Origin of the sequence: Thalassospira sp. MCCC 1A03138 (assembly GCF_002115785.1) — a bacterium.
Classification (GTDB): domain Bacteria; phylum Pseudomonadota; class Alphaproteobacteria; order Rhodospirillales; family Thalassospiraceae; genus Thalassospira.
In genome coordinates, this window is record NZ_JFJY01000004.1 from 332289 (window position 1) to 354377 (window position 22089).

The window sequence follows — 22089 nt, forward strand, 5'->3', positions numbered from 1 at the left end:
ATCAAGTGGCGATATCGGGTTGCTTATTGTGCAACAAATCAGGAACGTCGACCAATTTTTTCCCTGAAAATATTTTTTCCGCCTGCTTTCTGGCGACAGTTTTTCCTGCGCCTCGCGTGAACAGTCATAACGACAATCACCACGCAAGGAGCCCCTGATGAGCGGCATCGACAGTCTGAGTGCCAGTCTTGCGCAAATATCTGGCGCGTCACACTCTTCGGCCCAGCAGCACAAGCGACGAGGCATGCACTGCCGCCGGCGACGATATCAAACCGGCGGCATTTTTTTGCCTGCTACGTTCGGGAAAGCCCCTAGAACAGCTTGGGCGGCGCATCTCCGCGTTCTTCGCTTTGCAGTTCCAGAAGCGCGTTGTTATAGGCCATCATCGCGTCCTTTTCATGGACGAAGCCCACCATCAGGCGTTCTTCGTCATTATTGATCACCGGCAGGTGCTCCTCGCCGGTTTGTTCCATCAAACGCACGGCCTTTTCGATACTGTCGGTCCTAAGCAGGACCGGCGGCTTGGATCGGGCGACCTGGCCTGCGGTAACTTCTTCGCCCATCGTCGGGTCAAATGCGGCATGGCGCAGATCTGCCAGTGTGATCGTGCCATGCAACCGGCCATCATCATCAACAACAAACAGTTCGGAATAGGGGGCGTTAATCAGTTTTTCCCGTATTCCCGGCATGCCTTCGACAAGCGGCACGGTTTCGTATTCCGCCTTCATGATGTCGGCGACCTTCATCATGCGCAGCAAATTGACTTCCCGGCCCCATCGGGTTGAAAGCCCCCTGCATTTAAGCTGCCACGCGAAAAACGACCCGCCCTGAAACTGATCCATGATGACCGATGCAATCACCGATGCCACCATCACCGCAATGGTCAGGGCATAGTCGCCCGTCAGCTCAAACATCATCAGGGTGGTTGAAATCGGTGCTCCCAGCATGGCAGCGGCGACCGCCCCCATCCCGATCAACGTATAAGCACCATAGCCCGATGAAAGGTCGGGGAAAACTGCCGTTGCCGTAATCCCGAAAGCCCCGCCCAGCATCGCCCCCAAGAAAAGGGCGGGGCTGAAAATGCCGCCCGCAAAGCCCATACCGATGCAGATCGCAACCATCGCGGCCTTAATAAACAAAAGCTGCATCAGGAATGACCAGTCATAGGCACCGTAAAGCGCATCATTCATTGCGCTGTATCCAACCCCGACAATCTGGGGAAACTGGATCGCAACGATACCAATCACAAGCCCCGCCACCGCAGGCCGTAACCAAAGCGGAATTTTGGATGCCTTGGCGGCCTTCTGCACCACCGGTATCGCGCGTGTTACGCAGATTGCGGTAATTCCCGCGGTGATGCCCAAAAGGATAAAAGCCGGAAATTCAAGGAAGGACTGGATTTCGTGGGCAGGCAGCAAAAAGGCAACATCGGCACCGTAATAAAGCCGGGTTATGATCGTGCCGGTCACGGATGCCAGAACAATCGGGGCAAATGCCGTTAATGCGTAGTGGCCAAGGGCCACTTCATGGGCAAACAAGGCCCCGGCCAGCGGCGCATTGAACGATGCCGCCACCGCCGATGCAACACCACAGCCAAGCAAAGTACGCGAAGCGCCGCGCCTTAAATGCAGCATTCGTGCAAGCCACGCACCAAAGGATGCCCCCATATGGGCAACGGGCCCCTCTCGGCCCAGTGACGATCCGGCCCCCAGTGATACAGCACTGACAAATGCGCTTTTGATCCCGCAACGCGATGACATGCGCCCATCGTGAAAGGCCACCGCGTCAATCAGGTCGGCAACACCGTGCGGGCGTTTTTCCGGCAGAAATTTATAGATGAATATGCCGACAAAAAGTCCGCCCAGTGTCGGGGCCGCCATCAGATGCCAGAATGGCAGATCGACAAGATAGTGATGAAGGGCCTCGTCCCCGGTGCCATAAACCAGTGCCTGAAAAAACAGCAATCCTTCGCGAAACACGATTGTTCCGCCCCCGGCCATGGCCCCGACCACCAATGCCAGTATCGACAGCACAAGCTGTTCGCTTTTGACAAGGCGACGCAGTTGACTGAGCAGTTGGTTGGACTTGAAAAGCTTTTCGGCCATATCGGGTTACCGGCGGGAACGGGTGAAACAGGATGTGATCATATGATTACAAGTTCCTGCGAATAAAAGGTAAAGGTCGGTAAATCCAATATTTTTTGCCACTATCAGCATTTTTCAGGCACAAATGATGACCTTTGTTCGTTCAAAATGCTGTTTAGAGTGGGAAATGACCTGCCTTTCAAAAAACCATCATTGATCTTGCAACGAAAAATAACGCATGTTTGTTGCAATACAGGCTTTTTGGCTGGCGGGACTTGGCCGCACACAACAACAAATTCCTTTTTCAGGACTTCCGATAAATGACTGAAAGTCAAAAATCGGGCGCCACCATCGCCCGTCCGCTCCCCGGTTTTGTCGAATTCGTGGTATTGATGGCGATCACGATTGGTCTGGTCGCGCTTTCGATCGATAACCTGTTACCGGCATTCGGCCCGATCGCCACCGATTACGGCATCGAAGACGGCAACCGCATGCAGTTGCTGATCTATGTCTTCATGATTGCCTTTGGCCTGATGCAGATCGTTTATGGCCCGCTGGCCGACAGCTTTGGCCGCAAGCGTATCTTGATGCTGGGTCTTTCGATTTATGCCATCGGCACGGTCATGGCGATTTTTGCCGACAGTTATGACCATCTTCTGATCGCGCGTTTCGTTCAGGGGCTTGGTGCAGCGGCTCCGCGCGTCCTGACGATTGCGATCACGCGTGACTGTTTCGAAGGCCGCGAAATGGCCCGCGTCATGTCGTTCGTGATGATGATCTTTATCATCGTGCCGGTCTTTGCCCCGGCATCGGGCAGCCTGATCCTTGCCCTTGCCAACTGGCACATGATTTTCGTCAGCACCCTTGTCCTGGCGATCATTATTGCCGTCTGGTACAGCCTGCGGATGCCCGAAACGCTAAATCCCGAATACCGGCATAAACTGTCACTCAGCCGGATTGCGCGCGATATCAAAACCACCATCACCAACCGCCAGACGCTGGGTTATGCAACGGCGATGGGGCTGATGTTTGCCTGTCTGATGGCTTATATCGGATCGGCCCAGCAGATTTTCGAAACCGAGGTTTACGGACTTGGCGTCTGGTTCCCGCTGGTGTTCGGGATGATCGCCGCCTGCATGAGCGTTTCATCCTTCGTCAATGCCCGGCTTGTCCGCAAGATCGGCATGCACAAACTCTCCCAGGGCGGGCTTCTGGTGATGGCAATCAGCAGCCTGATCAATCTGGGCATCGCCTTTGGCTTTGACGGTGCCCCGCCGCTTCCGGTGTTTGGTGTGGGTCTTACGGTCACACTGTTCTGCTTTTCCATGACCATGCCGAATTTCAATTCGCTGGCGATGGAACCGGTTGGCCGGATTGCCGGCACCGCATCCTCGATGATCGGGGTTTACAGCACCCTGATCGGCGTTGTCGCGGGCGGCATCATCGGTCAACTATTCAATGGCACGGTGATCCCCCTAGTGGGCGGCTATCTGGCTCTTGCGGTGCTGGCCATCATCATTGTCGGCATTACCGAACGCGGGAAGTTTTTCCACGCGACGCATTGATGACCGACCAAATGTAAAAAAAGCCCCGCAGCCGGAAAGCTGCGGGGCTTTTTTTGTTTTGTACGATCACGCCTGACGCGGATCGTAATTCAGGTTCGGCGCCAACCAGCGTTCGGCTTCGGCCAAAGTCATGCCCTTGCGCTCGGCATAGCTTTCAACCTGATCGCGTTCGATCTTGCCAAGGCCGAAATATTTGGCTTCGGGATGGGCGAAATAGAACCCGCTGACCGAGGATGCCGGGGTCATGGCACAGCTTTCGGTCAGTCTGACACCGACATTCTTTTCCGCATCAAGCAACTGCCACAGCGTACGCTTTTCCGTATGTTCCGGGCAGGCCGGATATCCCGGTGCCGGACGAATACCGCGATAGTTTTCGGCAATCAGTTCCGCATTCGGAAGGTTTTCATCCGCCGCATAGCCCCAAAGTTCCTTACGCACCTTTTCATGCATGCGTTCGGCAAAGGCCTCGGCAAAGCGGTCGCCAAGGGCCTTGACCAGAATGGCGTTGTAATCGTCATGCTCGGCTTCAAGCTTTTTGGCGATTTCTTCGACCTGCGGCCCGGCGGTGACGACAAAACCACCGATATAGTCGGTTTTACCCGACTCTTTTGGTGCAATGTAATCGGCAAGGGCCCGGTTCGGACGTTTGTTGTTTTCACGGAACATCTGCTGGCGAAGCGTGCGCAGCATTACCGGTTCATTCTGATCGGGTGCCGGGGTGACTTCGATATCGTCACCCATCGAATTGGCCGGCCAGATGCCGACAACCGCACAGGGCTTGAACCATTTTTCATCGACAATGCGTTTAAGCATCGCCTTGGCGTCTTCGTAAAGGCCACGTGCGGTTTCGCCGACCTTCTCGTCCTGCAGAATGTCCGGGAAACGGCCATGCAGTTCCCAGGTTTCAAAGAACGGCTTCCAGTCGAACCGTTCAACCAGTTCGGCCAGATCAAAGGTTTCAAACCGGGTAATGCCCGGTTTGGCCGGTGCGGGAACATCATAGGCATCCCAGTCAAGCTGCACCTTGTTGGCGCGCGCGTCCGCAATGGCAAAACGTTTTTTCTGCAATTGCTGGGCGGCGTGTTTTTCCGCCATCGCAATATATTCCGCGCGAATTTCCGCGGCAAACCGTTCCCGGTGGGTTTCAGACACAAGCTGGCTTGCGACCCCCACCGCACGCGATGCGTCAATCACGTAAACCACCGACTTGTTATAGTTCGGGGCGATCTTGACTGCGGTATGGACCTTGGACGTGGTTGCGCCACCGATCAGAAGCGGGATGTTCAATCCTTCGCGTTCCATCTCGGCCGCCACATAGGTCATTTCCTCAAGCGACGGCGTAATCAGGCCCGAAAGACCGATCATGTCGACCTTTTCGGCCTTGGCGGTTTCGATGATTTTCTGGGTCGGCACCATCACGCCAAGGTCAAGGACCTCGAAATTGTTACATTGCAGGACCACGCCCACAATGTTCTTGCCGATGTCGTGCACATCGCCCTTGACCGTCGCCAGCAGGATTTTGCCGTTGGTTTCGCGCACGCCGTCCTTTTCTTCCTCGATGAACGGGATCAGGTAAGCCACGGCCTTTTTCATCACACGCGCGGACTTGACCACCTGGGGCAGGAACATCTTGCCCGCACCAAACAGATCACCGACCACATTCATGCCGTCCATCAGCGGCCCTTCGATAACGTGAAGGGGCTTATCGGCCTGCTGGCGGGCTTCTTCGGTGTCTTCTTCGACGAACTCGGCAATGCCGTTGACCAGCGCATGAGCCAGTCGTTCATTGACCGGCTTCTTACGCCATTCCAGATCGGCCTTTTTCTCTGGCCCGCCGGTGCCTTTGTATTTTTCGGCAACTTCAAGCAAACGGTCGGTCGCATCCGGGCGACGGTTCAGGATGACGTCCTCGACCCGCTCACGCAGCTCTGGCGGGATTTCCTCATACACGACCAGCTGACCGGCATTGACGATGCCCATATCCATACCGGCCTGCGTCGCATAATACAGGAACACGGAATGCATCGCTTCGCGGACCGGGTTGTTGCCCCTAAACGAGAAGGAAACGTTGGAAACACCGCCGGAAATCTTGGCGTATGGCAGACGTTCCTTGATCAGCTTGCAGGCTTCGATGAAATCAACGGCATAATTGTCGTGTTCCTCGATCCCGGTCGCGACGGCAAAGATGTTCGGATCGAAAATGATATCTTCGGGCGGGAAACCGACCTTGTCGACCAGCACGCGATAGCTGCGTTCGCAAATCTCGATCTTGCGGGTGACGGTATCGGCCTGCCCTTTTTCATCAAAGGCCATCACGACGACGGCGGCACCATAACGGCGCAGAAGGCGTGCCTGCTTGATAAAGGGTTCCTCGCCTTCTTTCAGGCTGATGGAGTTGACGATACCCTTGCCCTGAAGACATTTCAGACCGGCTTCGATCACGTTCCATTTGGAACTGTCGATCATGATCGGTACACGGGCAATATCGGGTTCAGCCGCCAGAAGATTGACGAATTTGACCATCGCCGTTTCGGCATCCAGCATCGCATCATCCATATTGATGTCGACGATCTGCGCGCCGTTTTCGACCTGCTGACGGGCAACCTCAAGGGCTGCGTCGTAATTTTCCTCGACGATCAGGTTTTTGAACTTGATCGATCCTGCGACGTTCGTGCGCTCGCCGATATTGATGAATCTTGAAATGTCACTCATGGGTCTGTTCGATCTCTTTTTTCAGCTTCCCGGCATCAGGCGGCGTTGAACGGCTCAAGGCCCGAAAGACGCATTTTCGGCTCGATCACGGGCAATTTGCGCGGGGTCGCATTTGCCACCGCATCGGCAATCGCCTTGATATGGGGCGGCGTCGTGCCACAGCACCCGCCCAGCAGATTGACCATGCCGGTATCGGCCCATTCCTTGACCAGTGCCGCCATTTCGGCATCCGACTGGTCATATTCGCCAAATTCGTTGGGCAGGCCCGCATTGGGATAAACCGAAACCCGGCATTCGGCAATGCGTGACAGTTCCTGAACATAGGGGCGCAACTGTGCCGCCCCCAATGCGCAGTTAAGCCCGATCGAGAACGGCTTGGCATGACGGACCGAATTGTAAAACGCCTCGGTCGTCTGCCCCGAAAGGGTCCGGCCAGAGGCATCGGTGATCGTGCCCGAAATCAGAACCGGTACATCTTCACCGCGTTCTTCAAGCACTTCGTCGATGGCAAACAGCGCCGCCTTGGCATTGAGCGTATCGAAAATGGTTTCCACCAGAAGCGTATCCGCCCCGCCATCCAGAAGGCCATTGACGGCTTCCTTATAAGCTTCGCGTAGCTGGTCGAAATTAACACCGCGGAAACCCGGATTGTTCACATCGGGCGAGATTGATGCGGTACGGTTGGTCGGGCCGATGGCACCGTTGACAAAGCGCACATCGCCGGGATGGGAGGCTTCCCATTCATCGCAGGCCGCGCGCGCGATTTTCGCACTTTCATAATTGATCTCGTAGGCAAGGCTTTCCATGCCGTAATCGGCCTGCGCAATCGTCGTCGCACTAAAGGTATTGGTCCCCTGAAGGTCCGCACCTGCGGCAATATATTGCAGGTGGATATCCTTGATGATGTCTGGCTGGGTCAATGACAGCAAGTCGTTATTGCCCTTCACATCCTGTTTCCAGTCGGCAAAGCGTTCACCGCGGTAATCTTCCTCGGTCAGCTTGTGCTTCTGGATCATGGTACCCATCGCACCATCAAGGATCAGGATTTTGTTTTCGGCCCGTTTACGCAGCAGGGCAATGCGTTCCTTGCGGTCATTCATCATCGTCATCCAGTCGTTTTGATCATGCAGGCTGTTTGGGCGGGTCGGTTCAGGCAGCAGCCTGTGCAACACCGCGAATACCCAGCGCATGACAGATGGCATATGTCAGTTCGGCACGGTTTAACGTATAGAAATGGAAATCGGCAACACCTTCGGCCATCAGGCCCTCGACCTGTGAAATGGCTTCGTGGAAGGCGACCATGCGACGCGTGTCGGGATCTTCGTCAAGGTCTTCAAACCGCCAATGCAGGCGCTTGGGTACCGATGCGCCGCACATATCGGCAAATTTCAAAAGCGATCCGAAATTGGTCACCGGCAGGATACCCGGCACAATCGGTGCGGTAATCCCGGCGGCAACACATTTGTCGCGGAACCGAAGGAACACCTCGTTATCAAAGAAGAACTGCGTGATCGCGCGGTTCGCACCGGCATCAATCTTGTGTTTCAGGTAATCGATTTCGAAATCGGCATTGGGGGCGTCCGGGTGGGTTTCCGGATAGGCCGAAACCGAAATATCGAAATCCGCAATCCGCTTAAGCCCTTCGACCAGATCAACCGCATAAGGATAGCCACCCGGCGTCGGGACATATTTATCGCCCGCATCAGGCAGGTCACCGCGCAGGGCAACAATCGACCGGATACCTTCATCCCAGTAATTGCGCGCAATACCTTCGATTTCTTCCTTGGTATGGCCAACACAGGTCAGGTGGGCCGCCGCCGGAATGCCGGTTTCGCCCTGAATGCGGGTGACACTGCTATGCGTGCGGTCGCGGGTTGATCCGCCTGCCCCATAGGTTACCGAAACAAAAGACGGGTTCAGCGGCGCCAGACGGTGGATCGAACGCCACATGGTTTCTTCCATCTTTTCCGTTTTCGGCGGAAAGAATTCGAACGAAACCCGCAAATCGCCATGCGAAGTGCCCTGTGGTGCGATGTCGTTTTTAACCGTCATTCTTTTAATCCTGTCTTGTCGTTCCGGTGGAACGGGTCGTTATTCATCATTATTATGGTATCAAGCTGCCGGTTTGTTACTCGGCAGCTTCGTTATTATTGTTCGCTATCGGCGCCTTCTGTTCCTTTGCGGATGCATGTGCGGACCAGATTCGCACCGTCAGGGGCTTGCCCGGCAGGCTTATGACATCGCCGGGCGAAAGTTCACATGCGCGAAACCACGTATTGATCGCCCCGTCTTCAAAGCCAAGCCGCCGATGCGCGTGCTCTTCGCGCAGTTCTTCGCGGTCATGGGTCGCAAAATCAACCACCATCAGCCTGCCATTAGGCGCCAGAACGCGGGCAGCTTCGGCGATGGCGGCTTCGGGGCGTTCGGCGTAATGCAGCACCTGATGCAGGGTCACAACATCAAACATTCCGGCCGGATAAGGCAGTTGATACATATCGGCCTGCCTTACCAGACAGTTCGAAAGATCGGCGCGCTGCAAGCGTGCGCGTGCGACCGCCAGCATCTCGCGCGACATATCAACGCCGACGCCCTCTTCGGCCGTTTTGCCCAGAAGTTCCAGAATCCGGCCCGTACCGGTCCCGATATCAAGAATACGGCCCCCGGAAAGATCGCCGATGGCGTCAATAAGCGCCCGTTCGACCACCGCTTCGTCGATATGAAGTGACCGGATTCGATCCCAGTCATCGGCATTCGCACGGAAATATTCCGTCGCAATCTGTTCGCGCTGCGCCTTGACCTGCTCAAGCCGGGTACGATCAAGCGAGAGGGTTTCGTCATCGCGGGGCAACAGATCAAGAACCGGCTGCAACAGTTCGGCCCCCGGACCTGTATTGGGTGTGCGATAAAAAACCCATGTCCCTTCACGGAATCGGACAAGCAAACCGGCTTCGCACAGCAATTTCAGATGACGCGACACACGCGGCTGGCTCTGCCCGATGATCTGGGTGATCTCGCTGACCGTCAGTTCGCATTCGGCACAGATCGCCAGCAGGCGAAGACGTGTCGCCTCTGCCGCTGCGCGTAACCTTGCAAGGACCTGTTCCATTTCGCTGCCTCCGCCAACTCCGAAAAGACATAAAGATATGTTTATATTTAATCAAGACCTATTTACCCACCCCAAAGGAGTATGGCAAAAAAGCAACACGCCAAATCCCATTGATCGAGCACATAATTTTGTGTGCTGGTGTTTAAACTTTCCCTATGCTAACCACATTGGTATCTGAGACGTGTGCGATGCATGGTCCTGTTTTCTTCGCGGGCAACAGGACAGGTAGCGTTTTTGAAATCCCGATTTCAAAAACGTCTCGGGGTCGGGGAAAGTTTGTATCGAAAATCGTTTGGCAAAAAATAATGAAGCTTCGAACTTTGCTTTCGCTGTGCGCTGGTGCATCTCTGTCCATGCTGACAGCATGCGCGTCCACCCAGCCGGCACAGGACATGAGTGACTATGACCCTCTCGAACCGGTGAACCGGGTCGTGCACGGAGTTAATGGCGCCGTAGACTTTATGGTCCTTTACCCAGCCGCCATGTGGTATCGCGACATTGCACCGCAGCCGGTAAAAACCGCTGTCCGCAGTTTTGTGCGCAACATCGGCGAGCCGGTGAATGCATTGAACTCGCTGCTGCAAGGGGAACCTGATCAGGCCGCTGACTCCGTACAGCGCTTCATCATGAACACCACAATCGGCTTCCTTGGTTTCAATGATGTGGCTGCCGATTTCGGCATTGCCTATCATTCAGAAGATTTCGGCCAGACTCTTGGCCATTACGGCATCGGTGGCGGTCCTTACATTGTCCTGCCGCTGCTTGGTCCGTCGAACCTGCGTGATACGACCGGCATTGCCGTTGATTACGTGGCAAACCCGCTGACCTGGGGCAGCCGGAACAGCGATACCCTTGATGCGCTCTATCTTGGTTCGCTGGGTTTGACAGCACTTGACGCACGCTATCGTACGCTCAACCAGCTCAACGAATTGCAGCAGTCGTCGATTGACTATTATGCCGCTTTGCGTAGCCTGTATCGTCAGCAACGCAACGCCGCCATTCGGAACGGTGCAGATCCTTCGGCACCGAATTTCGAAGACGAAAGCGCTTCTGCCGACTTCGACGATGCGTTTGAAGCCGCGGCAAATTAATGGTTCGATCGAACATGAAAAGCAAATTTACGATTCCCGCACTGGCGGCAGCAATCGTTAGCGCGACCGGCCTTCTGGCCGGTCCTGCATTTGCAGGTAATGCAAACACTGCGCCGTCCCTGACGGTAGAGGTCGCTGTAAGCAGCAACGCATCCGAGGTAATCAAGACTCTTGCGAATGAAGCGATTATCGGCCTGACCGACCAGTCGCTTAGCAACGATACCCGTCGGCAGAACTTTGTTGCGCTGATGGACCGTTACTTCGCAATGGATGTGATTTCCCGGTTTGTTCTGGGACGTTACTGGCGCTCGATCTCCGAGGAAGAACTTAACGAGTTCGCCGATCTTCTTCAGGACTATCTGGCTCTTAACTACGCCAGCCAGTTCAAGGATTTCAATGGCGAGCAGTTCGTTGTCGGCGACGAGAAACAGCAGAACAAGGATACCTTCGTCAATTCGCAGTTTGTCCGCCCGGATGGTCCGCCGGTTTCGATTATCTGGCGTCTGCGCGAATTCGGTGATGAATATAAAATCATTGATGTGACCGTCGAAGGTCTAAGCATGGGCATCACCCAGCGCGATGAATTCACCGCCGTCATTCAGAAAAACGGCGGCAAGGTCTCGGCATTGACCGAAAATCTGCGTGCAAAAGTCGGAAAATAATTCCGCATAGACCCTCCCGGAAATCAAAAAGCCACCGGTAAATTTACTGGTGGCTTTTTTCATGCACAGATATGATCAAGATAATAAAAGGCCGCCCATCGGGCGGCCTTTCGTTCTTAACCGCGGGTCAGCGGTTTGTATTTGATGCGATGCGGGCGGTCGGCCGCGTCACCGTAACGGCGTTTATAATCCGCCTCGTATTCCTGATAGTTGCCTTCGAACCATTCGACATGCGAATTGCCTTCGTAAGCCAGGATATGGGTCGCGATACGGTCAAGGAAGAAACGATCGTGCGAGATAACCACGGCACAACCGGCAAATTCCAGCAGACCTTCTTCAAGCGCGCGAAGCGTATCAACGTCAAGATCGTTGGTCGGTTCATCGAGCAGCAGGACGTTAGAACCGGATTTCAGCATCTTGGCAAGATGCACACGGTTACGTTCACCACCGGAAAGCTGCCCGACCTTTTTCTGCTGATCCGCACCCTTGAATGCAAACTGCGACACATAGGCGCGCGAGCTCATCGGGCGTTTACCCAGAAGGATTTCGTCCAGACCGTCGGAAACTTCCTGCCAGACGGTCTTGTTCGGATCAAGCGAGTCACGCGACTGATCGACATAGCCCATCTTGACGGTTTCACCGATCTTGAGCGTACCAGCATCGGGTGTATCGCTGCCGGTCAGCATTTTGAACAAAGTGGTTTTACCCGCGCCGTTCGGACCGATCACACCAACAATGCCACCCGGTGGCAGACGGAAATGCAGATCATCAAACAGAAGCTTGTCGCCAAATGCCTTGGTAAGGCCTTCGGCCGTGATCACCTCGTTACCAAGGCGTTCGGCAATCGGAATAACAATCTTGGTTGAATCCGGAACCGCCTTTGCGGCTTCGGCAACGAGATCGTCATAGGCACGAACACGGGCCTTGGATTTCGCCTGACGGCCTTTCGGGTTCTGACGGATCCAGTCCAGTTCGGATGCCAGCTGTTTCTGACGGCTACCTTCCTGACGGGCTTCCTGTTCCAGACGCTTCTGCTTCTGTTCCAGCCAGGATGAATAGTTGCCTTCGTAAGGGATGCCCTGACCACGGTCGAGTTCAAGAATCCACCCGGTAACGTTATCGAGGAAGTAACGATCGTGGGTAACCAGAATGACAGTACCCTGATAATCTTCAAGGTGACGTTCCAGCCACGCAACCGATTCCGCATCCAGATGGTTGGTCGGTTCGTCAAGCAGCAGGATGTCGGGCTTTGCAAGCAACAGACGGCAAAGCGCGACACGGCGGCGTTCGCCACCAGAAAGCTTGGTCACATCTGAATCCTTGGGCGGGCAACGCAGCGCATCCATGGCGATATCAAGCGTACGCTCAAGATCCCAGCCATTGGCCGCATCAATGCGTTCCTGCAATTCCCCCTGCTCGGCGAGGAGATTATTCATCTCGTCATCGGTCATCGGCTCGCCAAAGGCCATGCTGATTTCATTGAAACGTGCGAGATCGTCAACGATCTGACCGCAACCTTCCATGACGTTGCCCAGAACATCCTTTTCCGGGTTCAGCTGCGGTTCCTGTTCAAGGTAACCGACGCGAACACCTTCGGCTGGCCATGCTTCGCCGGAATAATCCTTTTCGATGCCCGCCATGATCTTAAGCAGGGTCGACTTACCGGCACCGTTGTTCCCAAGAACACCGATTTTCACACCCGGCAGGAAGGACAGCGTAATGCCTTTGAAAAGTTCGCGACCGCCCGGAAGGATCTTGGTCAGGTCCTTCATGACGTAGATATACTGGTAGGATGCCATTAAATTCCCCATCCAAAATGTGAGAAATCCCGGACCATGCCGGGACATGCGGATCGCCGCCTTGCGACCATCCAGAAAGCTTTGCCCGTTTGTAACCGACCGGCCCCTTACAAACAATGACAAACAATCGCAATCGATGTGATGCGCTTTGAATCTGCATCGATGGAAACGACGCGGGCAAAACCGCGCCCGGAAACACACCTCTCAGGGCAAAATCAACCGTTAATAATGCATAATCAAGCAAATATGCACGTATTTCGATTAAAAACAGGCTGCCATTGTGCAGCGCAGAAAAACATCGAAAAAATGGCGGTTTTGGTAGGTTTTTTCAGCGTTTCCAGCAGGTTGAGCCCCCCGGGAGCGCTAATGTCTACGACTAATGATTAGCTTCTTGCGCATTCTGAAAACTGTTATCGAATTCGCTGGCAATGGTGCGTGCAAACACCACCACTGCACCAAAAGCAGGCGGACCGGCACAAAAAAGAACTCAATAGCCGGTCGGCAGGGAAGTTTTCATTTTCTAGGAAGGAGACGCGCTATGGATGAGCAAAGCGCAGCCTACTGGAAGCGAAACGTAAAACTGGTGACCACCTTGTTGATCATCTGGTTTGTCGTTTCCTACGGTTTCGGCATCTTGTTTGTCGATGTGATGAACAACATCAAGATTGCGGGCTTTGAACTCGGGTTCTGGTTCGCCCAACAGGGGTCCATTTACGTCTTTGTCGCGTTGATTTTCGTTTACGTGTCCAAGATGAACAAACTGGACCGTGAATTCGACGTTCGCGAAGACGACTGACGTCGGTGAAAATTCCGGATCCGGGGAGACAGACAAATGGATCTTACTACCCTTACCTATATCGTCGTCGGCCTGAGCTTCGCGCTGTATATCGGCATCGCGATCTGGGCCAAAGCAAGCACCACCGGCGAATTTTATGTCGCGGGCAAAGGTGTTAACCCGGTCGTCAACGGTATGGCGACTGCCGCAGACTGGATGTCTGCTGCATCCTTCATTTCAATGGCCGGCCTGATTGCCTTCCTTGGCTATGGCGGCTCGGTCTACCTGATGGGCTGGACTGGCGGCTACTGCCTGCTGGCAATGCTTCTGGCACCTTATCTGCGCAAATACGGTAAATTTACCGTGCCGGAATTCATCGGGGACCGGTACTACTCCAAAACGGCACGTATCGTTGCCGTTATCTGCCTGATCTTCATTTCCTTCACCTATGTTGCAGGCCAGATGCGCGGCGTTGGTATCGTGTTCTCGCGCTTCCTTGAAGTCGAACTGCTGACCGGCCTGATCGTCGGCATGGGCATCGTCTTCGTTTATGCCGTTCTTGGCGGCATGAAGGGCATCACCTACACCCAGGTGGCGCAATATTGCGTTCTGATCGTTGCCTATACCATTCCGGCAATCTTCATCGCCTTCCAGCTGACCGGCAATCCGCTGCCGCAGCTGGCATTCGGCTCCACGGTTAATGGCACGGGCGATCATATGCTTGATCGTTTGAACCAGATCGTGACCGAACTGGGCTTCCTTGAATATACAACAACCAGCAAATCGACGATCGACATCTTCTGCATCACACTTGCGTTGATGGTCGGTACGGCAGGTCTGCCGCACGTTATCGTCCGCTTCTTCACGGTTCCGAAAGTACGTGATGCACGTTCATCGGCCGGTTGGGCGCTGGTATTCATCGCGATCCTTTACACCACCGCCCCGGCAGTTGGTGCGATGGCACGCCTGAACCTGACGGAAACCGTGCAGATCGGCGCGGTTGGCGATCCGGAAGGCAACCTTAAAATCGAAGATCGTCCGGATTGGATGACCCGTTGGGAAGCCACCGGTCTTCTGAAATTTGAAGACAAAAACGGTGACGGTCGTATCCAGTACTATAACGATGCCAACAAGGACTTTGCCGCCAAAGCCGCTGAATATGGCTGGGCCGGTAACGAACTTAAGGTTGACAACGACATCATGGTTCTGGCCAACCCGGAAATTGCACAGCTTCCGAACTGGGTGATTGCCCTTGTCGCAGCCGGTGGTATTGCCGCCGCACTGTCAACGGCAGCCGGTCTGTTGCTTGTGATCTCGTCGGGTATCTCGCATGACCTTCTGAAAGGCACATTGACGCCGGATATGACAGAAGGGCAGGAACTGATGGCCGGCCGTATCGCAGCCGCCGTCGCAATCGTGATTGCTGGTTATCTTGGATACAACCCGCCTGGCTTCGTGGCACAGGTGGTGGCCTTCGCCTTCGGTTTGGCGGCGGCATCACTGTTCCCGGTTATCATCATGGGAATCTTCTCCAAGAAGGTTAACCGCGAAGGCGCGATTGCCGGCATGCTTGTCGGTCTTGTTTTCACCATGGGCTATATCATGTCCTACAAGGGCATCTTTATCCCGGTACTGATCGAAAACGTTCCGGCAAACTGGCTGTTCGGCATTTCGCCGGAAGGCATCGGTGTTGTTGGTATGATCCTGAACTTCCTCGTTGCTTTCGGCGTTTCGAAAGTTACCGCAGAACCGCCGGCACATATCCAGCACCTGATTGAAGATATCCGTGTTCCGAAAGGAGCCGGTAGCGCCGTTGACCATTAATCGGTCGACTGGTTTGCAAGAAACCTGTTGCTGGCCCCCGGAATTACCTCCGGGGGCCTTTTCTTTTGCCGCGAACTCGGGCAACAATGCATCACGACAGGGAGGAAGGTCATATGAGTCTGGAATTAAAAGAAATCAGCGATTTCCTTAAGCAGCATCACCCGTTCGACCTTTTGCCTGACGACGTGATCAATGCCCTGCCCAAACGCCTGACCGCGCGCTATTTTCGCAAAGGGACGAAAGTCCTGTCGCCTGAACAGCAATGCCTGCATCTGCACATCATCCGGACGGGCGGAACCGAAACACGCGACCCCGATGGCCAGCTTCTTGCCCGCCTTGGCGAAGGTGAATGTTTTGGTGTGCGCGCGATGTTCCGCAATGGCAAGGCCGCCAACAACATCACCATGCTCGAAGACAGCCTTGTCTATCTGCTGCCCGAAAAGGATTTCCACGATCTGGCGGGGAAATACCCGCAGTTCAATTACTTCTTTGAACAGATGGGCGGGGCCCGCCTTCGCAGCGGCATGCAGTTGCTTGAAAAACGTGATGATGATCAGCTTAAACTGATGTCGATCCGGGTTTCCGATCTGATCGCCCGTGATCTGGTCAGTATTGATATCGGTGCATCGATTCTCGAAGCAGGCAAGCTTATGAGCGCCGAACGGGTTTCCTGCCTGCTGATCACGCAAAACGGCGATGAGGTCGCAGGCATCATGACCGATCGCGACCTTCGTAATCGGGTCGTCGCCGAGGCCCGATCATTTGACGAGCCGGTGACCAACATCATGACGCCGAACCCGATCAGCATCGGGCCGGACGATTATGCCTTTGACGCGCTTCTGACCATGACGCGCCACAATGTCCGACACCTTCCGGTGATGAAGGACGGTAAGGCGATTGGCATGATCACCACCAATAATCTGCTGGCCCGCCAATCGCTTTCGGCGGTTCATATGGTCGGGCGCATTCGTAAAATGACCAAACCCGCCGATATGGCAAAGGTCATCGCACAGGTGCCCGAACTGCTGAGCAACCTGATCGAAGCCGGGGCGACATCGCGCAATGCCGGGCATATCGTCACCACCCTTTCGGATGCGGCAACATCGCGCCTGCTGCAACTGGCCGAGGAAAAATTTGGCCCGCCGCCTGTCCCCTATGTCTGGATGGCGGGTGGATCGCAGGGGCGCCAGGAACAGACCGCCCTGTCGGATCAGGATAATTGCCTGATCCTTGATGACGCCTATGATCCCGATCAACACGGGGACTATTTCAAGTCATTGGCCGATTATGTTTGCGATGGCCTTGATACCGTCGGCTATGTCTATTGCCCCGGCGAAATGATGGCGAAAACCGCCGAATGGCGGCAGCCTGTCCGCATCTGGCAGCAATATTTCAACAAATGGATCGAACAGCCTGAACCCAAGGCATTGATGCTGTGCTCCGTCTGGTTCGACTTGCGGCCGATCCATGGGACGCGGTCGATTTTTGAAGACCTGCATCGCATGATCATCACCAAAGCCAAGGGCAACCGTATTTTCCTGGCTTACATGGTCGGGAATGCTCTGACCCATCACGTGCCGCTTGGCTTCTTCAAGAATTTCGTGATGGTTCGTGGTGGTGAACATGACCGCACGCTGGATATGAAACATAACGGCGTGGTGCCGATTGTCGATATCGCGCGCATCCACGCGCTTGCGAACGGCATTGACGTGGTCAATACCTATGAACGGCTCGAGGCCGCGATGGCCTTCCCCTCGATCAGCAAACAGGGGGCATCCGACCTTCTGGATGCGTTTGAATTCATCAGCATCACGCGCCTGAAACATCAGGTCCGGCAAATCCGCAACGGGGATCGCCCCGATAACTTCCTGCATCCCGAAAGCCTGTCGGCGTTTGAACGCACCCATCTGAAGGACGCATTTTCGGTGATCAAGAACCTGCAGACCGCCCTTGAGAACGCCTTTGGCAAAAGCGGGACATAACAATGGGCCTGCGTCAGAAAATCGTCGATAGCGACTTTTACCGCCAGATGGTGCAACGCCGGGCGACCGGGCCGCTTCGTTCCTATTACGACATACCCGCCGCCGATCCCGATACGCCGATCCGGAATGTCGAATTTGTCGCCCTTGATCTGGAAACCACCGGTCTTGATCCCAAACACGATGAAATCGTCTCGATTGGCTTGGTGATCATTCGTCAGCTCACAGTTGATTTTTCAAGCTGTCAGCATCTTCTGGTGCGGCCGAAAAAGGAACTCAGCGAAAGCTCGGTAATCGTGCACCGCATTTTCGACAGCGACGTCGAACAGGCCCCCGATATCGAGATCGCGCTGGCCCATATCCTGCCCATTCTGGCCGGGCGGGTTCTGGTCGCCCATCACGCACCGATCGAGCTCGGTTTCCTTGGTCATGCCTGCAAACGTTACTTTGGTGCATCTTTGCAGATTCCGACCGTCGATACACTGGTGCTGGCTCTTCGCGATCTGCACCGGCAGGGACAACCCATGAAATCGGGCGCGCTGAAACTGGAATCACTGCGCCATACCCACAACCTGCCGCCGTATCGCGTTCACAATGCGCTGTCGGATGCGATTGCCGCGTCGGGCCTGTTTCTGGCACAGATTGCCAAGCGTGATCCGAAAGGTGAACTTGAGCTTCGCCGCGTGCTGCGTTAATCCGTTATCAGGGGAAACGGGAACACCCGCCAGACCGATCCCGTCATAACAATAAATCAGGGGACTTCGCGCCGGATGTATGTGTTTATTATCACGACCGTTGTGGTCGGTTTTGCCTGTGCCGGTGTGGTTATGTTGCTGTTCCGCCTTTGGGGACGCAAGGCACCGAAATATGTCATCCCCTTTGTCGCGGCGATTGGCATGTTTGCCTATATGATCTGGGATGAATACAGCTGGTTTGACCGCTATGCCGGTCGCCTGCCCGGCCAGATCGATATCGTACAGACCTTTGCCGATGAAAATCCCTTTGCCCCCTGGACACTGATTTCCGCCCCGATCAACCGCTTTACCGCCATTGACCGGGAAAAGATCGTCGCTAATCCCGACAATCCTGGTCAGAAACGGGTCACGACCCTGCTTCTGAAAAAGGGTGCGGAAACGCTGGCCCTTACCCATCTGGTGGATTGCAATGCCGGAACACGGGGCTACATCACCGCTCAAACGGCCCTTGATGGCAACGGATTCCCGATTGGTATCAAAGAATGGTTTACGATGGACGAAAACGATCCGCTGCGTTCGGTCTGTGACTGATCTGATCCAATCCAATCGAAAATTTCCAAACAGGATCGGCCATGCCGGTCCTTTCTTTTTTGGCCACCACACCCCGGCAGGCTCCATCTTGATGGCACAGATGGTTGACGTCCCGCTATATTTCACTGAATATAGCGGGAAATGATCATCTGCTCCGCTCATCCTCCAGCCCGGAATTTTGCCATGCGCCATCTGATCCGAACCGGCCTTGCGTCCCTGTTGTTTCTGGCCACCGCAACGGCCGCCCGCGCCGAGGAAATCACGGTCTTTGCCGCCGCCAGCCTGACCGATGCCATGACACAGGTGGCCCAAAGCTATGCCACGGCGACCGGGGACACATTGCAGTTGTCCTATGCCAGTTCATCGACACTGGCCCGTCAGATCGCGGCGGGGGCCCCGGCTGATTTATTTATCTCGGCCAATCAGAAATGGATGACCTGGCTTGCCGATCAGGACCTGATCGCCACCAACAGCCGCCATGACCTTCTGGCCAATGCGCTTGTTCTGATTGCCCCCGCCGACAGTAACCTTGAACCGATCACGATCAATTCCCAAACCGATCTGACCAGCCTGATCGGTGACGAGGACCGCATTGCCGTTGGCGATCCGGATCATGTCCCCGCAGGCATCTATGCCAGGCAGGCACTTGAAAGCCTTGGTCAGTGGGAAACCATCGAACCAAGGCTGGCACGGGCCGATAATGTGCGCGCCGCACTCGCACTGGTGGAACGGGGTGAGGCACCGCTTGGCATTGTCTATGCCACCGATGCCGCCATCGCCACCGATGTCAAAACCATTGCCACCTTCCCCGAAAACAGTCATACGGCCATCACCTATCCGGTTGCGATCACCACCGGACAGACCAAACCCGCAACCGCAAAATTGCTGGCGTGGCTTTTGGGGGATGACGCGGGCACCATTTTTGCGGAATATGGTTTCAGACGCCCGGCAACCAGCCCAAAGACACAATAACAAACCATGATCACACTCACCGAAGCCGAGATCGAAGCCCTGCTGCTAAGCCTGCGCATTTCCGGCGTGGCGGTGATATGTGCCCTGCCCTTTGCCATTCTGGCTGCCGCCCTTCTGGCGCAGGCCCGCTTTCCCGGCAGGATTTTGGTCGATGCGCTGGTGCATCTGCCATTGATCCTGCCACCGGTTGTGATGGGCTATCTTTTGCTGATCAGTTTTGGCACCCGCGCACCGCTTGGCGCGTGGTTGCTGGAAACATTTGATATCCGTCTGATTTTCAGCTGGACCGGTGCGGCACTGGCCGCGGGGATCGTAAGCTTCCCGTTTCAGGTGCGCGCCATCAGGCTGGCACTGGAAAATATCGATCCCGGCCTTTATCACGCCGCCGAAACGCTGGGGGCCGGGCCGGTTGACCGGTTTTTCAGCCTGACATTGCCGCTTGCCCTGCCCGGTATCATTGCCGGGGCAATTACCGCCTTTGCCGCAAGCCTTGGCGAATTTGGGGCCATCATCACATTCGTGTCCAACGTTCCGGGTGAAACACGCACCCTGCCGCTTGCGATCTATACCGCGATCCAGACACCGGGCGGCGAACTGGCCGCCGCACGCCTTGCGGCCATTTCCATCGGACTTGCCCTGATCGGGCTTGTGCTTTCGGAATTTGCCATGCGCCATATCCGCAAAAGGGCCCGCGCATGAGCATTTCCGTCGATATTCACCACAAGATCGGCAAGCTGGACCTGCATGCAGAGTTCGATATTGCCGAACCCGGCATTACCGCCCTTTTTGGCCCGTCGGGCAGCGGCAAGACCACCATCATCAATGCGATTGCCGGATTGCTGCGCCCGGATCGGGGGCGGATCACCATCCATGACCGCCCTGTATTTGACAGCGTGCAACGGGTCAATCTGGCACCGCGCAAACGCCGGGTCGGTTATGTGTTTCAGGATGCCAGACTGTTCCCGCATCTGAGTGTCGCGGCCAACTTGTTTTACGCCCATAAACGCAGCGACCGGCCCATGAACAAAGCCGCCTGTGATGATGTCATCGCGATGCTCGGTATCGGCAATCTGCTATCGCGCCGCCCCAACCTTCTTTCCGGCGGCGAGAAACAGCGCGTCTCGCTGGGCCGGGCATTGCTGGGAAATCCGGAAATCCTGCTGCTGGACGAACCGCTCTCGGCCCTTGATCTGGCCCGCAAGAACGAGATCATCCCCTATCTGGAAAATCTGCGCGACGCGCGGCAATTGCCGATCCTTTATGTCAGCCACGCGATTGATGAAGTCGCCCGTCTGGCCGATCATATGGTGGTGATGGAAGGCGGCAAAACGCTTGCCAGCGGATCGGTGTTTGACATGCTGGGCCGAACCGACCTTGCCCCGCTTGCCGGGCAGTTCGATACGGGAACCGTACTTCCGGCCACGGTCAAAAGCCGCGATCCGCAGGGTGTCATAAGCTTCCTTGACTGTGCCGGGCAACGATTTGTCGTACCCTTCCTTGGCAAGAAATCCGGAAGCCCGGTGCGCCTGCATATCCGTGCACGGGATGTGATGATCGCCCGAACCGCTCCGACCGGGATCAGTGCCAATAACGTCCTGCCGGTAACGATCCGCGATATCGCCGATAATGGCGGCGATACGCTGGATGTCACACTGGGGCTGGGTCATGACGATACCGGTGAAAACCGCACAATCCATGCCCGCATTACCCAATGGTCGGCAACACGCCTGAAACTTGCGATCGGACAAAGGGTCTTCGCTGTGATCAAATCGGTCACGGTCGACGGGCATTTGCGCGCCGACGATCTTTAAGACCTGTCTTCGGTCGGCGGGGACGCATCGCCCGCCAGTTCATCGGCAAGCCTGCGTAGCTGGTCGGCCAGGGCTTCGTCCGCACGGGTTTGCGCATCGTCGTAAATCGCAATGATCCGCATCCCCGTCCCGGTCAGGCTGGCACCGCCACGGCCTGCACCCCCCATCCGGGTTTCAACAACCGGGGCGGCAAAGCTTCTGTTCAATTCTTCAAGCAGCATCCATGCCCGGCGATAGGACATGCCCATCGACCGCGCCGCCGCCGAAATCGACTGTTCACGATCAATCGCGCGCAGCAGATCGATCTTGCCATAACCAAGGCGAACGCCATCGGGCAATTCGATTTTAAGCCGGATTTTAAGGTCGGTTTTGCTCATGACGGACAATCTAGCGCCTTGGTCACATGCGCGCTACTGCCAACCG

Annotated in this window: 18 protein-coding genes; 11 read left to right on the plus strand and 7 right to left on the minus strand. The window is 55.4% G+C overall.

Features of this window, described 5'->3' with window-relative positions; all coding sequences use genetic code 11:
* Positions 1–311 precede the first annotated feature (311 nt).
* Positions 312–2105: a chloride channel protein gene (locus TH468_RS11305; protein WP_085644156.1), complete on the minus strand. Its 1794-nt coding sequence runs from the start codon at positions 2103–2105 to the stop codon at positions 312–314.
* A gap of 299 nt (positions 2106–2404) precedes the next feature.
* On the opposite strand from TH468_RS11305, the gene TH468_RS11310 reads away from it, so the two are divergent.
* The gene (locus tag TH468_RS11310; protein ID WP_085644158.1) at positions 2405–3649 is read left to right on the plus strand and encodes a multidrug effflux MFS transporter; all 1245 of its coding nucleotides are present in this window, start codon (positions 2405–2407) and stop codon (positions 3647–3649) included.
* Between the two features lie 66 nt (positions 3650–3715).
* On the opposite strand, the gene metH is transcribed toward TH468_RS11310, so the two are convergent.
* The 4 genes from metH to TH468_RS11330 all read right to left on the minus strand — a co-directional run bounded on the left by metH (position 3716) and on the right by TH468_RS11330 (position 9467).
* A complete protein-coding gene (gene metH, locus TH468_RS11315) occupies positions 3716–6361 on the minus strand; it encodes a methionine synthase (protein ID WP_085644159.1) in 2646 nt (881 codons plus the stop codon).
* Positions 6362–6396: 35 nt separating this feature from the next.
* A complete protein-coding gene (locus TH468_RS11320; RefSeq protein WP_246832297.1) occupies positions 6397–7563 on the minus strand; it encodes a homocysteine S-methyltransferase family protein in 1167 nt (388 codons plus the stop codon).
* Entirely contained in the window at positions 7511–8413 is a 903-nt protein-coding gene (metF, locus tag TH468_RS11325; protein WP_085644161.1) for a methylenetetrahydrofolate reductase, read from the minus strand. Before metF ends, TH468_RS11320 begins: the two co-directional genes overlap by 53 nt.
* A gap of 76 nt (positions 8414–8489) precedes the next feature.
* Complete coding sequence (locus tag TH468_RS11330; RefSeq protein ID WP_085644163.1) at positions 8490–9467, minus strand: metalloregulator ArsR/SmtB family transcription factor; 978 nt, start codon at positions 9465–9467, stop codon at positions 8490–8492.
* A 305-nt stretch (positions 9468–9772) separates the two neighbouring features.
* Here TH468_RS11330 and TH468_RS11335 point away from each other — a divergent pair, with 305 nt between their 5' ends.
* Positions 9773–10558, plus strand: coding sequence for a VacJ family lipoprotein (locus TH468_RS11335; protein ID WP_246832298.1), 786 nt, complete (start codon positions 9773–9775; stop codon positions 10556–10558).
* 14 nt (positions 10559–10572) lie between these two features.
* Positions 10573–11220, plus strand: a complete 648-nt coding sequence (locus TH468_RS11340) for a phospholipid-binding protein MlaC (RefSeq protein WP_246832299.1) — start codon at positions 10573–10575, stop codon at positions 11218–11220.
* A gap of 116 nt (positions 11221–11336) precedes the next feature.
* Here TH468_RS11340 and ettA read toward each other — a convergent pair whose 3' ends face one another.
* Positions 11337–13019 (minus strand): energy-dependent translational throttle protein EttA, encoded by a 1683-nt coding sequence (gene ettA, locus TH468_RS11345; protein WP_007089794.1) that lies wholly within the window; start codon positions 13017–13019, stop codon positions 11337–11339.
* 538 nt (positions 13020–13557) lie between these two features.
* On the opposite strand from ettA, the gene TH468_RS11350 reads away from it, so the two are divergent.
* From TH468_RS11350 to modC, 8 genes are all read left to right on the plus strand, one after another.
* A complete protein-coding gene (locus tag TH468_RS11350) occupies positions 13558–13815 on the plus strand; it encodes a DUF4212 domain-containing protein (RefSeq protein WP_007089795.1) in 258 nt (85 codons plus the stop codon).
* Positions 13816–13851: 36 nt separating this feature from the next.
* Positions 13852–15618, plus strand: coding sequence for a sodium:solute symporter family protein (locus tag TH468_RS11355; protein ID WP_085644169.1), 1767 nt, complete (start codon positions 13852–13854; stop codon positions 15616–15618).
* Between the two features lie 113 nt (positions 15619–15731).
* Positions 15732–17600 carry a DUF294 nucleotidyltransferase-like domain-containing protein gene (locus TH468_RS11360; protein ID WP_085644171.1) on the plus strand — a complete coding sequence of 623 codons (1869 nt, stop codon included), beginning with the start codon at positions 15732–15734 and terminating at the stop codon, positions 17598–17600.
* Positions 17601–17602: 2 nt separating this feature from the next.
* On the plus strand, positions 17603–18292 hold the full coding sequence (locus tag TH468_RS11365; RefSeq protein WP_085644173.1) for an exonuclease domain-containing protein: 690 nt from the start codon (positions 17603–17605) through the stop codon (positions 18290–18292).
* A gap of 75 nt (positions 18293–18367) precedes the next feature.
* A complete protein-coding gene (locus TH468_RS11370; RefSeq protein WP_085644175.1) occupies positions 18368–18883 on the plus strand; it encodes a hypothetical protein in 516 nt (171 codons plus the stop codon).
* 183 nt (positions 18884–19066) lie between these two features.
* Positions 19067–19855, plus strand: a complete 789-nt coding sequence (modA, locus tag TH468_RS11375) for a molybdate ABC transporter substrate-binding protein (protein WP_085644177.1) — start codon at positions 19067–19069, stop codon at positions 19853–19855.
* Positions 19856–19861: 6 nt separating this feature from the next.
* Entirely contained in the window at positions 19862–20554 is a 693-nt protein-coding gene (gene modB / locus TH468_RS11380; protein ID WP_085644179.1) for a molybdate ABC transporter permease subunit, read from the plus strand.
* The gene (gene modC / locus TH468_RS11385; protein WP_085644181.1) at positions 20551–21666 is read left to right on the plus strand and encodes a molybdenum ABC transporter ATP-binding protein; all 1116 of its coding nucleotides are present in this window, start codon (positions 20551–20553) and stop codon (positions 21664–21666) included. Before modB ends, modC begins: the two co-directional genes overlap by 4 nt.
* Here the strand turns inward: modC and TH468_RS11390 are convergent.
* Entirely contained in the window at positions 21663–22043 is a 381-nt protein-coding gene (locus TH468_RS11390) for a winged helix-turn-helix domain-containing protein (RefSeq protein ID WP_085644183.1), read from the minus strand. The two genes, modC and TH468_RS11390, sit on opposite strands and share 4 nt — an antisense overlap.
* Between the last annotated feature and the right edge of the window lie 46 nt (positions 22044–22089).